Origin of the sequence: Staphylococcus sp. 8AQ (assembly GCF_902506595.1) — a bacterium.
Taxonomy (GTDB): Bacteria; Bacillota; Bacilli; order Staphylococcales; family Staphylococcaceae; genus Staphylococcus; species Staphylococcus pasteuri.
The window spans coordinates 1275641-1292197 of sequence record NZ_LR733871.1; the positions used below are offsets into that span (position 1 = coordinate 1275641).

Sequence of the window (16557 nt, forward strand, 5' to 3'; positions counted from 1 at the left end):
TTATCAAAATTAATTGATGAAGTATCAAACTTTTTATTTTTTATAATCTCTTAGTTTTAAACTTCTTAAATATAACCAAATTCCAAAAGTAAATGTGATTCCAGCTAAAGGTAAATGATTATGACTTAAGCCAGTATCTGGTAATTCACTATTTAAGTTAGAACCAGGTGCTGAAATCTGTTTTTCTATATAGTTTTTACAATTAGTCATTGATCTAACCGTATCTATTTTGATATGAGATTTAAGTGGCGATATTTTAATTCCTTTTAATTTTTCTATCGTTTCAATAACAATTTGTCTAACTTCATCATTTGTTTTTGCTTGTTTGATTCTTATATCTGCTTCTTCTAATATTGACGCGATTTTTCTCATAGCATTATTTACAGCATTGGGATCAACATTTGTTAAAATTCTAATTTGATTTTTAACTTCATCAGCTACTTGATTGATGTCTTTATTTGCTTGAGGTTTAACTTCTATATTAGGTTTAATTGATTCAATGATCTTAGCTTCATCTATATAAACTTGATCCACTTCACTGTTTGACAATGCATTATTAATAAGTTCTTTAGCCTTTTCTAATTCTTTTAGCACTTTAGTAATAGCCAATTCTTTCTCTTCTTTTGTCGCTTCATTTATTTGGTTAATTAATTGTTCTTGATTATTCGCAACTTGTGAAAGAAGTTCATTTGCTTCTGGTTTTTTAACCACTTTAACTTGAACATCATTAATAGCTTGAACCCCTTGTTCTTTTGTTTTATTTACTTGTTGTGTCGTTATATCTTGGTTAATTTGACTTAATGCTTGTTCTAAAATTTTCTCGATTTCTGAAATTGCTGCTTCAATTTCATTGGTAGTGGCGTTTAACGTCTCTTTTATATTTTTAATCTTATTTTGACTAGTTTCATTTAATAATTGTCTTGCATTAGTTTTAACTGCAGTAGATGGCAATATTTGTTGGATCTTATTGATAGCTTCATCTTTTGCTACTTCTACTTGATTATTATTTCTTAGATTGTTGATGTCATTGATTGCCTGATTTGCCAAACGATTAACTTCATCATTAGCTTCATCTTTTTCTTCTTGCGTTGCATCTTGAACTTTACTAATAACTTCATCTTGATTATTGATGGCTTGGTTAATTTGAGTTCTTGCTTCTTCTTTAACTACAATTTTAGGCAAAATAATAGAAATTGCAGATTCTCCATTATTTTGTGCCAGATTAACTTGACTATTCATTGTCGCAGTATTGATTTGGTTAATAATATTTTCAACAGTAGCTTTAAGTTTTTCTAAAGCATTATTTTTTTCTTCATTTGTAGCATCTTCACTATGATTAATTAATTCCGTTTGCTTTTCAGCAAATTCTTGTATTTTAATTCTTGCATCTTGTTTTACAGTTGGTTGAAAAACAGACTGCTCAATACTTACTAATCCATTATCTTTAGTAGTTGCTACTTCTTGATTTGTAGTGTCTTTTGTAATTTGTTGATTCAAATCATTTAATAACGTATTCATTTTAGTCATAAATTGATTTTTTTCTTCTTGTGTAGCTTCTTGATTTTCAAGTACTGGTTTCTCTTTATCTTGAATGGCTTTAGATATAGTTTGTCTTGCATTAGTCTTAATAGCAGTAGATGGCGATATCTGTTGTATACTTTGTATGCCATTATTATATGCCGTTTCCACCTCTTGATTTGTATGAGCTTGATCTATATTTTTAATTGATTGTTCTTTGGCTTGATTCACCAATTCTTGTGCCTCATTTTTCTCTTCAACCGTGGATTCATCACTATTTTGAATGAGCTGAGTTTGTTTATTAGATTGATTTTCTATATTATTTCTTGCATTAGTTTTCACTGTTGTCTCAGGTAATGTATTATGAATCATTTCAATTGATTGCTGAGTAGCATCTGTTACTTGTTGATTTGTTTGCGCTTGATTAATAGCATTATTTGCTTGATTGAATATTTGATTTAATTTTTGTAATGCTGTATTAATTTCTTCAACAGTTGCATCAGGTGTTGCATTAATCACTTGTTGTTGTGCATTTTTTGCAGACTCTAACGAATGTCTCGCATCTGGTTTCACCACTACATCAACTTGAACAGCATCTATGGTTTGAATAGCTTGTTCTTTGGCTTGATCTACATCGTTGTTAGTTTGTGCTTGATTTATAGCTTCTAGAGCCTGTTTCTTTTGCTCGTCTAGTAATTGAATTGCAGCTGCTTTCTCGTCAGTCGTTGCATCGGGTGTTTGATTAATTTGAGATAATTTATCATTATAATGTTGATTAATTTCATTACGAGCATCAGGTTTTTTAACGATTTGTTCTTGTATATTGTTAATCGCTGCCGTTCCATTTTGTTGTGCTTCATCTACTTGAGCGTTAGTGTCTGCTTGATCAATATGATTAAGTGCATCTGCTAGTTGTGTATCTACTTCATTAATTGCGGCTTCTTTTTCTTCAGTAGTTGCATTAATATTTTGATTTATGTCTTGTTTTTTATCAGTAGCTAATTGGTTTAATATCGCTATTGCTTCTTGCTTTTTAGTAACATGTGGTTGAATATTTCCTAAATCATTAATTGCTGCATCTCTTAAAGCTTCAACCATAGGTGTAGTACTTGATGTATTAATATCATTTATTACTCTATTTAATAGTGTGTTTACTTGTGCAATAGCTTCATCTCTTTCTTCCTTAGTAGCACCTGGTGTGGCGTTAATATTATTAATTACTTCTGTTGCTTTTTCATTAACTGCCGTTCTAGCATCTGATTTTACCTTTGTGGCTGGTTGAATACTTTGAATATTTTGTATAGACGTATCTTTTGCATTTTCAACTTCTTGATTAGTATCCGCGTTTTCTATATTTTGAATACCTTGATTAAGTTCTGTATCAAGTATTTGTTGTGCTGCTTGTTGTTCTTCTATAGTTGCATCGTTATTATTTGCAATTATATTAAGTTGTTCTTGTGCTTTTAAATTCAATAAATTTTTAGCATTTGTTTTTACTTGTGTTTCTGGTTGAATGCTTTGAATTGTATTTATAGAATTATTTTTAGCTTGGTCAACTTCATCATTTGTATTTGCATTCGTAATATTTGTATTAGCTTCTGTTAAAGCTTGGTCAACTGCTTGAATTGCAGCTTGTCTTTCTTCTAACGTTGCATCTGTATTGGCGTTAATTTCATCCTTCTTTTGTTGTGCTACATTAGCAACTGCATCACGAGCATTTTGTTTAACTATGGTAACTGGATTAATGATATTAATTGCATTTACACCATTATCTTTAGCTTGATCTACGTCGCTATTTGATACACTATTATCAATTTCACCTATAGCTTGATTAGTTGTTTGATTAAGTTCATTAAGTGCAGCCTCTTTTTCTTCTTGAGTAGCTTCATTATTTTGATTAATTTCTTGACGTTTCGCTGTTGCTGCTTGGTTAATTTCAGCTTTTGCGTTGGCTTTATAAATATCAGCTGGTCTATCTGTATTAATCTTATTAATTGCATTATTTTTAGCTGCTTCTACCTGTGCGTTGTTTTGAGCATTATCAATATTAGCTAAAGCAGTAGTTACATCATTATCTAATTCTTCTAGTGCCGCTTCTTTTTCTTCAGTCGTAGCAACTGTATCTTGATTAATCAATGCTCTTTGTTCAGTAGCTTTATCGTTTACAGCCTGTCTTGCATTAGGTTTTGCTATAGGTGTTCCTGTATCTCCATTTAATATATTTAAACCTGCATTTTTTTCATTTGTCACACCATCATCAGTTGTTTGATCATCAATATTATTGATAGCATTATCTCTATCTTGTTCAATTTTATTAATTGCCGCTTCTTTTTCTTCATCTGTTAGTTCATTATCCTGATTAACAGTATCTGTCATATCATCGGCTTTGTTATTAACTGCACGAGCCGCTTCTACTCTACTAATTAAAGTATGTTGCAATTGATAAGTTAATTGATCAATGTCTGCTTGAGAGACTCTCTGATTAATTGGAACATTATTTCTAGATTCATCTAAGATGGTTTGAGCTCTTGCTTTTAACGTATTATATTCATCTACAGAAGCAATGGTATAATTCGAAGCTATGACTTTAGTATCTACAGCTCGTTGTAATTCATCTTTATTCATAACAATATCTATATTATAAGGTTCTAAATTGACATCACTCGGTGTTGGAGGAGTATCGAAATATTCTTCAGCAAAAGTTTTATATACTAAATTGTCTTGGAAAGTAACTTGTCTTGGTGTTGGAACATTATTAACACGTAATTTATAGTTAATGTTCAAATTTTTATTAGGCATTAATGATGCGTTATTTGAATTCGTTTCATCGCCATTACTTTTTATAGTGATTGTACGAGTTGTTGGGTCATATGTAGTAATCATCGGATTTAACATATTTCCTGAACCATTACCAAATGGCAATTCTGTAGTAAGTGATTGGTCGACATATTCTATACCTTCTGGTAAATGAATAGTATAAACAAATTCGTTTGTATTCATTGAGGCTGCAAAATCACCATCGTTTTTCAATGAAGTTGAAACATTGAATTCTCTATTATTTACTGCCTTTGTTTCTATATTTCTATTTTCAACATATATATGCGAACCAGAAAATAGACCTACATTATCTATAAAATCATAATATTTATAGCCATCTTTGAGTTGATAAACACCCGCAATATCTGTGATAGCATCGTTATTAGGTATAAATTGAATTTTTAAATGTGTAACATTATCAGGTACTTTAAATAATCTCGATTGAGCTCTTGTTGATACTGTTTTTTCTCCAATTATATTATCGTCATCAGCATTTCTAATAACAATATTTACAGCACCTTGCCTATTTTTAGTTAACATTGTAGAAAAATCAAAGACTAATTCAGAATTTGGATTGACTGTTAAAGTCTTCTCAATTCCATTAAAATCTCCATGATCATTAGGATCAGCACCATTGGCTCTACCTAAAACAATGACATTGTTTTGAGCTTGATAATTTTTTTCGTCACTTGAATTAAACATACCAGACCTAACCAAAGTATGACTTATAACACCAACTTTACCTCCGTTTATAAGATTAAATCCGGGTAATTGTTCAACAATAGTAACTGTAGGGTTATTTCTACTTTTACTTGGAGTGACCCCAATATCATCAAAAGTTAATACCTCGTTGATTGCGTTAGGACCAGTATTATTTATTTTTGGATCAATCACAGTGGTTGAATTAACTGTACCACCTGCATTATTATCAACAACTGCACGTCGACTTCTTTTCTTAGGTCTATCTGCTTTAGGCCTTGATTCTGTTACTAATTTAGGTTGATTTTGTTGAGTTTCTCCATTCACTAAATTTTCAGGTAATACAATATCATTATTTATGCTATCGAGTTGAAGTTTTGTTGAATTGTTTGTGCTAGGGTCAAAATTATTATTAGTTGATGATTCAGTCGACTGTTCTTTACTTAAATCAGGATTTGTTTCAGAGATAGATTCATTTCCTAGTAAGTCATTTGCATTGCGTTGATTATCATTAACTTGATTGTCTATCGTACCATCTGATGTATTAGCGACATTATTATTTGTCACATTATTTTGATTAGCAGTTGTTAATTCATTAGTATTTGTTTCACCTGTAAGTGCAGTATTAGGCGTATCACTATTGGTATTTAATTCATTTTCTTCTGCTAATGCTTGATGAGTTTGACTTAAAAAAAGTGTAGTACCAATAATAGTTGAAAAAATGCCTATGTTAAACTTTCTAATACTGAATTTCTGTTTCCTAAATAAATTCATTAATTGTTCCTCCTAGTTGTATCGTCTTTGTTGTTTATAATTAATGAGCGTTTATGATGCATATGTATTAAATGAATCAATTTGCTATTTTAACCAATATAATGAATTGATATTCACTTTGATTTTATCATCAATTTTATTCAAATTCTAGTATACATAAATTAAATATTATAGTACACGTTTTAATTTATTTTTAACATATTTGTCATGTAAATTTTTCAACGTTATCAAATAAGATTTCATAAAAAAAGAGTTAGATTTGAATACCTTAATATAAAAGGCATTCAAAATCTAACTCTTAAAAATCACTTTCCAATATTAAATGTTTTTAATTTCTAATCCTTCTGTTCCCCATTCATTCATGCCACCTTCTACATTAACAGCATGAATATCATTATCTTCTAAATATTCAACAACTCTAGCACTGCGTGCGCCAGCAGCACAAATTATATAATAAGTTTGATTTGAATCGAATTCTTTTAAGTTATCAGGAATTTCATTCATAGGAATAGTCTTTGCACCAGGAATAATCCCCATTGCAGTTTCATTATCATTACGTACATCTACAATATTAATTGGATTTGAATCCAATATTTTTTCTTTCAACTCATCAATTGTAATTGATTCCATTATTAAAACTCCTTTTAAAATATTCTATTTAGCAACAATGTTGACTAATTTTTGTGGTACAGCAATTATTTTTTTAATTTCTTTACCTTCAATACTCATTTTAACATTATCATTTGCTAATGCTAAATCTTGCATTTCTTCTTTAGATAAGTCTTTAGGAATTTCAATTTTTGCTCTTAATTTTCCATTAACTTGGACCACGATTTCTACTTCATCATCGACTAGTAGCGATTCATTATAAGTTGGCCAAGGTTGATAAGTAATAGTATCAGTATGACCTAATCTTGACCATAGCTCTTCTCCGATATGAGGGGCTATTGGTGCTAACATAGTTACAAATCCTTCAATATAAGGTTTGTAAATTTCTTCTGCTTTGTAACAATCATTGATAAATACCATTAATTGACTAATAGCAGTGTTGAAACCTAGGCTATCAAAATCTTCTGTTACTTTTTTAACAGTTTGGTTATATGATTTATCTAAAGATTTATTATTAGTGTCAACAATTTTGTCAGATAAAGTGCCGTCTTCTTTAACAATTAAACGCCATACTCTATCTAGAAAGCGACGTGAACCATCTAGTCCCTTATCACTCCATGCTATAGCTGCATCTAATGGTCCCATAAACATTTCATATAAACGTAATGTATCAGCACCATGAGAATTCACTATATCATCAGGGTTAATAACATTTCCTTTAGATTTACTCATTTTTTCATTACCTTCACCTAAAATCATTCCTTGGTTATATAATTTTTGGAATGGTTCTTTTGTAGGGACAACACCTAAATCGTAAAGTACTTTATGCCAGAATCTTGCATATAATAAATGCAATACTGCATGTTCTACGCCACCAATATATAAATCTACTGGTAACCAGTGTTTTAATTTTTCAGGATCAGCAATCATTTTATCGTTTTTAGGATCAATATATCTTAAATAATACCAACAACTACCTGCCCACTGAGGCATAGTATTCGTTTCACGACGACCTTTCATTCCAGTCTGTTCATCAACAACATTTACAAACTCATCTATATTAGCTAATGGAGATTCACCAGTACCTGATGGTTTGATTTCGTCAGTTTCTGGAAGTAATAATGGCAGTTCTTCTTCAGGTACTGTAGACATAGAACCGTCTTCCCAATGGATAATTGGTATTGGTTCACCCCAATAACGTTGTCTACTAAATAACCAATCACGTAATTTATAATTAACTTTCTTTTCTCCTGCATGATGATTTTCTAATAATTCAATAGCCTTAGAAATTGCTTCTTCATTATATAATCCATTAAGTTCACCGGAGTTAACATGTGGACCATTGCCAGTGTATGCTTCAGTTTGAACATCTCCACCTTCAATCACTTCAATGATAGGTAATTCGAATTTCTCAGCAAATTCATGATCACGTTCGTCATGACCTGGTACTGCCATAACTGCACCTGTGCCATACGTAGATAGAACATAATCTGCAATCCAAATTGGTAGTTGATCACCAGAAATAGGATTGATTGCATAAGCGCCTGTAAACACACCTGTCTTTCCTTTAGCTAAATCTGTACGTTCTAAATCAGATTTTTTTGAAGCTTCTTTTTGATAAGCTTTGATTTCTTCTTCTTTATCATCACTAGTAATTTTATTAACTAGTTCATGCTCTGGACTTAATACTAAAAATGAAGTTCCGTAAATTGTATCTGGTCTAGTTGTAAAAACTTCAATTTTTTCATTAATACCTTTAATATCAAATGAAACTTTAGCGCCTTCTGAACGTCCAATCCAGTTACGTTGCATATCTTTAATTGATTCAGGCCAATCTAAATCCTCTAAATCTTCTAATAAACGATCCGCATATTCTGTAATTTTTAGTACCCATTGTTTCATAGGCTTTCTATAAACTGGATGACCTCCTCGTTCAGATACACCATCCACAACTTCTTCATTTGATAAAACAGTACCTAAAGCTGGGCACCAGTTTACAGCTACTTCATCAACGTAAGCTAAACCTTTGTTATACAATTGTATAAATATCCATTGTGTCCATTTATAATATTCTGGGTCAGTTGTATTAACTTCTCTATCCCAATCATAACTAAAGCCTAATTCTTGTATTTGACGTTTAAATGTTTGAATGTTTTGTTGAGTGAATTCACGAGGATCATTACCTGTGTCTAATGCATATTGTTCAGCAGGTAATCCGAATGCATCCCATCCCATCGGATGAAGCACATTATATCCTTGCATTCGTTTATAGCGTGAAATAATATCAGTTGCAGTATAACCTTCAGGATGACCTACATGTAGACCTGCACCTGATGGATAAGGAAACATATCTAATGCATAAAATTTCTTTTGACCTAAATTATCCTGTGTTTTAAACGTTTTATTCTCTTCCCAATATTGTTGCCATTTCTTCTCAATTTCGTTGTGATTGTAATTCAATACGTTTCCTCCTATTCAATAAAAAGACACCTCTCACTAATGATAAAGGGACGACCTAAGCCGCGTTACCACCCTTTTTCGCATTTTCAGCGCACTTCATTCAATAGTAAGAGATGTCATAATTAAATTCGTTATATTTTATAATGTTATTTTAGTCCTTAACACTAGTTCTCACCACACTAGCTCTCTGTAGAAAAGCGTCTAATAACATGTTATTACAAATTAATAGTATGTGATTATGCGTTCGATTGCAAGAGGTTACTACTAATTTTTAATTAATGTAGATATATTAATAATCCAGATATTTTTTAGCTGCTTTACTTTTAGTAAATAAACTTAAAATAATAATTGAAATACCAAGTAATAAAATGATTGTTAAAAACATTATTCTCATATTAAACATATCTACTAACACCCCACCAAATAATGGTCCAAGTGCTTTACCAACTGTAGAAGCTGAATTGACTATACCTTGATATTGTCCCACTTTGCCTTCTGGAGCTAATTGATTAGCTATCGTTGGAACAGCCGGCCATACAAACATTTCACCAAACGTTAAAATAACCATACCTATAACAAATATAGAAAATTGATGCGCAAAACTAGTAACTAAAAATGAACACATAAAAATAATAATACCAACAAACATTTGCTTTTTTAAATTACCTTTTAAAAGAACGATTACTGGTCTAATTAATGGTTGTGCAACTAAAATCATAATACCGTTTATTGTCCATAACACACTATATTGCGACATAGAAATATGGATAGATTGTGTGAATGACGCTATAGTTGTTTCCCATTGAATATAACCAATCCAACAAATAGCAAAGACAACACAAACTAAAATTAATGAAACAAATCGGCTAACGTTCTCTTGATTTTTCAAATCAATATTATCTTGTCGCTTAAGTTTAGCATTTATTTCTAAATTAAATTGTGTGATTGCAACTAATGCAAATAGAACATACATAATTAAATTTGCCATAAAAATATAATTAAAACTAAATTCAGCAACAAATCCACCTAACGCTGCACCTAATGCTACGCCGATATTTTGAGCTAAATATATTGCGTTAAAGGTTTGTCTACCACCATTAGGCCAAACAGCTCCGGCCATGGCATAAATAGCGGGTATAATCATTCCGCCACCGAACCCAAGCAACACAAGCCATACAGCGTACCAAGGCCAACCATGGAATAAATTTAATAACGTCGTACTAAATAAACATGTAAATGTACCAATAAGTATTGTTTTATAACCACCAAGTTTATCAAATAATACACCGCCAAGTAGGTTGCCTACAACCATACCTAAAGAATTAATTAATAAAACTACACCAGCAATTGTTAAACTTTTATTAAGTTCTTCTTTCATGTAAATCGTATTTAATGGCCACAAAAAGCTGGCGCCCGTAATATTTAGAGCCATCCCAATTACAAGCCACCATACTGATTTTGGTATATTCATTTATTGAGTCCCCTCTTTATATTTTTCTCAATCTATAATAGACACTATAACATTAAAGTATGTTAAAATCTTTACTTAGATACAAAATAGAAAGGAAAATGTCTTATGGGTAATTACTTCCCGTATGCTTTTGAAGATAAAAGATATCATACTTGGAACTATCATTTGAAAAATAAATTTGGTCGCAAAATTTTCAAAGTAGCTTTAGACGGTGGATTTGACTGTCCCAATAGAGATGGCACTGTAGCGCATGGCGGTTGCACATTCTGTTCTGCTGCAGGTAGTGGCGACTTTGCAGGAAATCGTGCTGACCCAATTGAAGTTCAATTCCAACAAATTAAAGAACGTATGCATGAAAAATGGAGCGAAGGTCAATATATCGCCTATTTCCAAGCATTTACAAATACACATGCACCTGTAGAAGTATTAAAAGAAAAATATGAGCCAGTATTAAAAGAAGAAGGTGTTGTTGGTTTATCAATTGCAACACGTCCAGATTGTTTACCAGATGATGTTGTAGAATATTTAGCTGAATTAAACGAGAGAACTTATTTATGGGTAGAGCTTGGATTACAAACTGTTCATCAATCCACTTCTGATTTAATAAACCGTGCACATGATATGCAAACGTATTATGAAGGTGTAGCTAAGCTACGTAAACACAATATCAATGTTTGTACGCATATCATTAATGGTTTACCAGGGGAAGATTATGAAATGATGATGGAAACTGCTCGAGAAGTTGCACAAATGGATGTTCAAGGTATCAAAATTCATTTACTCCACTTATTAAAAGGTACTCCAATGGTGAAACAATATGAAAAAGGTATGTTAGAGTTTATGTCACAAGATGATTATACTAATCTCGTATGTGATCAACTTGAAATTTTACCTCCAGAAATGATTATTCATCGAATTACCGGTGATGGCCCTATTGATTTAATGGTAGGTCCAATGTGGAGTGTTAATAAATGGGAAGTTTTAAATGAAATTGATAATGAACTAGCACGTCGTGATTCTTATCAAGGTAAAAAATTTGTGCAAAAGGTGAATTCATGAAATTAGAACGTATATTACCTTTTTCTAAAAGTTTAATTCAAAGCCATATCACTGAATCAAGTGTTGTTATAGATGCTACTTGTGGCAACGGTAATGATACCTTATTTCTTGCACAAAATGTACCTAACGGCTTTGTTTATGGTTTTGATATTCAACAATTAGCAATCACAAATACAGAGCAGAAAGTAGCTACATTTTCTAATGTAAAATTAATTAAAGATAGTCATAACAATGTAAAACAATATATTAAGGCTGAACATATTGGTAAAATTGATGCAGCTATATTTAATCTTGGCTATTTACCTAAAGGTGACAAATCGATAGTCACTACACCTAATACAACTATTAGTGCTATTAATAATATTTTTGATATTTTAAGTGACGAAGGTATTATTATTTTAGTGATATATCATGGACATGATGAAGGTAAGATTGAACGTGATGCCTTAATGGATTATTTAGTACAAATAGATCAAAATCAAGCACATGTTTTACAATATCAGTTCATTAATCAAAGAAACAATGCGCCTTTTATATGTGCATTAGAAAAACGTGCTAACGTTTAATATAGTAAAAGGATCCGAAGTTACTTCGGACCCTTTTTTTACTATTCAGATGTTAAACTGATAAAATTGAATTTAAACTTGTCTGCATATGTTCTGATTTGCCTGTAATCGTCTTAGCAATAAAATCTAGCAATCCATCTTTTTGTTTAGCAAGTTTCTCGTTGAAATGAATAATTACTGTACGTTCATCATCTTGTGGACGCTCTTTATAAATCCATTCTGAATTCACTAAATTGTTATAAGTTCTTGTTCGTTTATAAGGCTTAATTTCAACAAACTCATCCATTTCTTTTAACGTCATTGAACCTTTTTCCCATAGGTTTAATAAAATTAAAATTTCTTCTTTTGACATATCATATTCTCGTTGAATAGTTTCAAAAATAGAGCTAACATCTGATAATAGTTTGTCTAATTGCAAAATACCGTAAACTCTTTCATTTTCCCTTTGATTCATAGTAAACTCTCCCAAATTACAAGTATAAATTAATATTTCCTAAAGTAACCGATCCCCGAAATGACGCTATCGGTTAATCAAAAAATATGCTTTATAGCTTGTACAAATTTAACTGAATGCTTAATAAATGAAATGATTAACTGAGACATATGCATATGTTATAAATAAAAATATAATTTTGTAAAAATTAGAAACACTTTAATACACATAGCCTCTTTACATATTAAAATTATATTTTTTATCCAAACAAAATATATCAATACTACAATAAAATTGCAACTACAAATTAAAAAACATTCTACGTATTTTTGCCTATCAACCTTATAAAAAAGTGAATTAATATCCTACTATTTAAGTAGGTGTTTATATATCTTCTATCTCTTCTTCCTCAACGATGAAGCCCATTGTGTTAACACTATTATTTAAAAATGTAAGTACATAACGCATGACTTGATCACGTTCTGGTTCATTATGTATTTCATGATACAGACCATTCCATACTTTATAATATAATTCATTAGTAGCAAGCTTATCTTTTAGTTCTTTTGTGGCAGAAATATCAGAAATAATATCTTCTGTACCAAACATAATTAATGTCGGTAGTGATTTAATATCTTTAATGTGTTCCATTGTTTCTTTCATTGTTTCACTGACTAAGTTATACCAATGATATGTCACTTTTTTTAACATTAAAGCATCATTTTCAGTTTCTTCAATGACCTCATCATTACGAGTTAAATCTTGCGCTGTGATACCAATTTTAAAACGAGTATCTTTAGATGCTTTACCAACATTAGAAAGCAATTTATTCTTTCTACCTTTGCCTGATTGATTAAATTCTAATAGTGGTGAAATTAACATTAGTCCTTCAATAGGTAATTCAACACGTTCAAGTAAATTTAATAAGATTAACCCACCTAAACCAACTCCAAGTACAAATGTTGGAATTTTATATTCATTGGCTATCTTAATCCACTCTAGAACATTTTCATGATATTCATTAAAATCTTCAATTTGACCTTTATTTGCTCGAGATGTCTGTCCTTGTCCAGGTAAATCACCCATAATAACATGATAACCATTTCTTCTTAACATCGTAATGACATAAGCATATCGACCTGTATGTTCTAATATATTATGAGCAATGACAACAACGCCTTTCGCGTCATTTTCAGTTTCCCACTTCCACATTCTATAATTGCTCCTTTATCAATAGTCTTTAGTATCATAATTATAGCAAAACATAACAATTGAATGCCATTTTAAATAATCAACTTATTTATTTGGTATCAAACCATTTACTTTTGATGTAATTTTGCAATAAATTTTATTAATTTCTTTATGTAAACGCTTTCTTGAATAAATGTTTCATGATACACTATTTTTAAACAATGATTGTTATTGGGTTATGGAGGTATGTACGATGGGAGTTTTTAAAAATATATTTATAGCTTTGTCTAATAACAAATTTTTAAATGACGCAGCTAAGCAAGTCGGTCCTAGAATGGGTGCTAATAAAGTTGTTGCTGGGAACACAATTCCACAATTGATAGAAACAATTGAATATTTAAATGAAAATAAAATTTCAGTTACTGTGGATAATTTAGGGGAATTTGTTACGACTGAGAAAGAAAGTCAAAAAGCTAAAGAAGAAATCCTTGAAATAATGGAAGCTATCAATCAATATAATGTTGATGCACATATGTCTGTTAAATTAAGTTTGCTAGGAAGTAATTTCGATTTAGATCTTACATACCAAAATTTAAGAGAAATTTTACTAAAAGCTAACGAATATGACAATATGCATATTAATATTGATACTGAAAAATATGATAGTCTTCAACAAATTGTAGAAGTATTAGATAAATTAAAAGGTGAATTTAAAAATGTAGGAACAGTTATTCAAGGTTATTTATACGATGCCGAAAAACTGATAGATAAATACCCTAATTTACGATTAAGATTAGTTAAAGGCGCATATAAAGAAGATGAAACAATTGCGTACCAAACTAAAGAAGACATCGATGCTAACTATATTAAAATTATCGAAAAACGTCTTTTAAACGCAAGAAATTTTACGTCAGTTGCTACTCATGATCATGAAATCATTAGCCATGTAAAACAATTTATGAAAGAAAATCATATTGAAAAAGATCAAATGGAATTCCAAATGTTATACGGTTTCCGTTCTGACCTAGCCCAATCAATTGCAAATGAAGGCTATCATTTCACTGTTTATGTTCCTTATGGTGATGATTGGTTTGCTTACTTTATGAGAAGATTAGCTGAAAGACCTCAAAACTTATCATTAGCTGTAAAAGAATTCGCAACGCCAGAAACGCTTAAAAAAGCAGGATTATTTTCAGCAATTGTACTAGGATCTGCTTCTATTTTAGGCTTAATTTCAAAGTTTATTCGTAAATAAGAAAACAAAAACTCGGTTGAAAACAACCGAGTTTTTATAATTAAAATTGTTTTATTAAATTAGCCATTTCGATTGCGCTTACTGCTGCTTCTGCACCTTTATTACCTGCTTTAGTTCCAGCACGTTCAACAGCTTGTTCAATACTTTCAGTTGTTAATATACCAAAAATGACTGGTACATCTGTTGCTTCATTTGCTTTGGAAACGCCTTTCGCCACTTCATTACAAACATAGTCATAGTGTGATGTTGCACCTCTAATTACACATCCTAATGTAACAACCGCATCATAATCACCTTTTTGAGCTAGTTTTCTTGCCACCATAGGGATTTCAAATGCACCTGGTACATAGGCAACATCAATATTACTTTCATCAACATCATGTCTAATAAATGTATCTTTTGCACCTTCTAATAATCTACCAGTGATAAAATCATTAAATCTACTAACTACGATAGCTACTTTTAAATCTTTACCTATTAATTTACCTTCAAAATTCATTTTAATATCCTCCTAAATTAAATGTCCCATTTTTTCTTTTTTAGTTGTCATATAATCATGATTATATTTAGTTTCTGGTACTATAAGTTCTATACGTTTTTGAATATTAATACCGTATTCTGTTAAGCCTTCAAATTTCTTAGGATTATTACTTAACAAATTTACTTTTTCAACGTTAAAGTATTTAAGAATTTGTGCAGCAATATTATAATCTCGTAAATCATCATCAAATCCTAAAGCTAAGTTAGCCGTTACAGTATCATAGCCTTTTTCTATTAATTCATATGCTCGTAATTTGTTCATTAGGCCTATACCTCGACCTTCTTGAGGTAAATAAATAATCATTCCACCATGTTGTTCAATATATTCCATTGAAGCTTCAAGCTGTGCACCACAGTCACATCTTTGACTATGGAAAATATCTCCAGTAAGACACGCTGAATGGATACGAACATTTTCATGAGGACGAACTTCTCCTTTAGTCACTACAACAATTTCTTCATCACTAAAGTCAGTCGTAAAACCATACATATCAAAAGTACCAAAGTCTGTCGGCATTTTAACTTTTGCATTTAAATTCACATGTGATTCATTAATACGTCGATACTCTATTAAACTTTCTATAGTTATCATTACCAAACCATGTTTTTCTTTAAAAGCTTGAAGATCTTCGCCTTTTGCCATTGTTCCATCTTCATTCATAATTTCACAAATAACACCAGCAGGTTTAGCACCTGTCATTTTTGCTAGATCTACTGCCGCTTCTGTATGGCCATTTCTTTCAAGTACGCCATTGTCTTTAGCAATTAATGGGAACAAATGGCCAGGTCGGTTAAAGTCTTCAGCTTTAGATTCATCATTAATTAAAGCTCTCGCAGTTAATGTTCTTTCATGAGCACTAATACCTGTTGTTGTATCAATATGATCAACACTTACAGTAAAATTAGTCCCGAATACATCTGAATTGTTTGTTTCCATTGGATTTAAAGATAACTTATCACTGATACTTGAACCAATTGGTGAACAAATTAAACCTCTTGCTTCTTTAGCCATAAAATTAATAGTTTCATCTTTCATCCATTCAGTAATTGCAATAAGGTCTCCTTCATTTTCCCTATCTTCGTCATCGACTACAATTATACTGTCTCCTTTTTTTAAAGCATCTAATGCATGTTCAATTTTGTCGAATTCCATATATTATTTCCT

The 16557-nt window shown here is 31.0% G+C and carries 11 protein-coding genes; 3 read left to right on the forward strand and 8 right to left on the reverse strand.

Going from position 1 to position 16557, the window contains the following annotated elements; translation table 11 throughout:
* Nucleotides 1–33: 33 nt before the first annotated feature.
* The 4 genes from GVY01_RS06160 to GVY01_RS06175 form a co-directional block, all read right to left on the reverse strand.
* Nucleotides 34–5808 carry a SasC/FmtB family protein gene (locus tag GVY01_RS06160; protein ID WP_159333684.1) on the reverse strand — a complete coding sequence of 1925 codons (5775 nt, stop codon included), beginning with the start codon at nucleotides 5806–5808 and terminating at the stop codon, nucleotides 34–36.
* 318 nt (nucleotides 5809–6126) lie between these two features.
* Entirely contained in the window at nucleotides 6127–6438 is a 312-nt protein-coding gene (locus GVY01_RS06165; protein ID WP_017638279.1) for a rhodanese-like domain-containing protein, read from the reverse strand.
* A 24-nt stretch (nucleotides 6439–6462) separates the two neighbouring features.
* Nucleotides 6463–8877: a leucine--tRNA ligase gene (leuS, locus tag GVY01_RS06170; RefSeq protein WP_017638280.1), complete on the reverse strand. Its 2415-nt coding sequence runs from the start codon at nucleotides 8875–8877 to the stop codon at nucleotides 6463–6465.
* 289 nt (nucleotides 8878–9166) lie between these two features.
* Nucleotides 9167–10348 carry an MDR family MFS transporter gene (locus GVY01_RS06175; protein WP_017638281.1) on the reverse strand — a complete coding sequence of 394 codons (1182 nt, stop codon included), beginning with the start codon at nucleotides 10346–10348 and terminating at the stop codon, nucleotides 9167–9169.
* Between the two features lie 105 nt (nucleotides 10349–10453).
* On the opposite strand from GVY01_RS06175, the gene GVY01_RS06180 reads away from it, so the two are divergent.
* Together GVY01_RS06180 and GVY01_RS06185 are read left to right on the forward strand one after the other, a co-directional pair.
* A complete protein-coding gene (locus tag GVY01_RS06180; RefSeq protein ID WP_017638282.1) occupies nucleotides 10454–11407 on the forward strand; it encodes a TIGR01212 family radical SAM protein in 954 nt (317 codons plus the stop codon).
* Nucleotides 11404–11973, forward strand: a complete 570-nt coding sequence (locus GVY01_RS06185) for a tRNA (mnm(5)s(2)U34)-methyltransferase (protein ID WP_017638283.1) — start codon at nucleotides 11404–11406, stop codon at nucleotides 11971–11973. The genes GVY01_RS06180 and GVY01_RS06185 overlap by 4 nt, the downstream gene beginning before the upstream one ends.
* Nucleotides 11974–12025: 52 nt before the next feature.
* Here the strand turns inward: GVY01_RS06185 and GVY01_RS06190 are convergent, their stop codons facing one another.
* Both GVY01_RS06190 and GVY01_RS06195 read right to left on the reverse strand, forming a co-directional pair.
* Nucleotides 12026–12427: a transcriptional regulator, SarA/Rot family gene (locus GVY01_RS06190; protein WP_017638284.1), complete on the reverse strand. Its 402-nt coding sequence runs from the start codon at nucleotides 12425–12427 to the stop codon at nucleotides 12026–12028.
* A gap of 363 nt (nucleotides 12428–12790) precedes the next feature.
* Complete coding sequence (locus GVY01_RS06195; protein ID WP_017638285.1) at nucleotides 12791–13618, reverse strand: alpha/beta fold hydrolase; 828 nt, start codon at nucleotides 13616–13618, stop codon at nucleotides 12791–12793.
* 232 nt (nucleotides 13619–13850) lie between these two features.
* Between GVY01_RS06195 and GVY01_RS06200 the strand changes: the two genes are divergently transcribed.
* Entirely contained in the window at nucleotides 13851–14852 is a 1002-nt protein-coding gene (locus tag GVY01_RS06200) for a proline dehydrogenase family protein (protein ID WP_017638286.1), read from the forward strand.
* Between the two features lie 40 nt (nucleotides 14853–14892).
* On the opposite strand, the gene ribH is transcribed toward GVY01_RS06200, so the two are convergent.
* The gene (gene ribH / locus GVY01_RS06205) at nucleotides 14893–15351 is read right to left on the reverse strand and encodes a 6,7-dimethyl-8-ribityllumazine synthase (RefSeq protein ID WP_017638287.1); all 459 of its coding nucleotides are present in this window, start codon (nucleotides 15349–15351) and stop codon (nucleotides 14893–14895) included.
* 12 nt (nucleotides 15352–15363) lie between these two features.
* Nucleotides 15364–16545 (reverse strand): bifunctional 3,4-dihydroxy-2-butanone-4-phosphate synthase/GTP cyclohydrolase II, encoded by a 1182-nt coding sequence (locus tag GVY01_RS06210; protein WP_017638288.1) that lies wholly within the window; start codon nucleotides 16543–16545, stop codon nucleotides 15364–15366.
* Nucleotides 16546–16557: the final 12 nt, after the last annotated feature.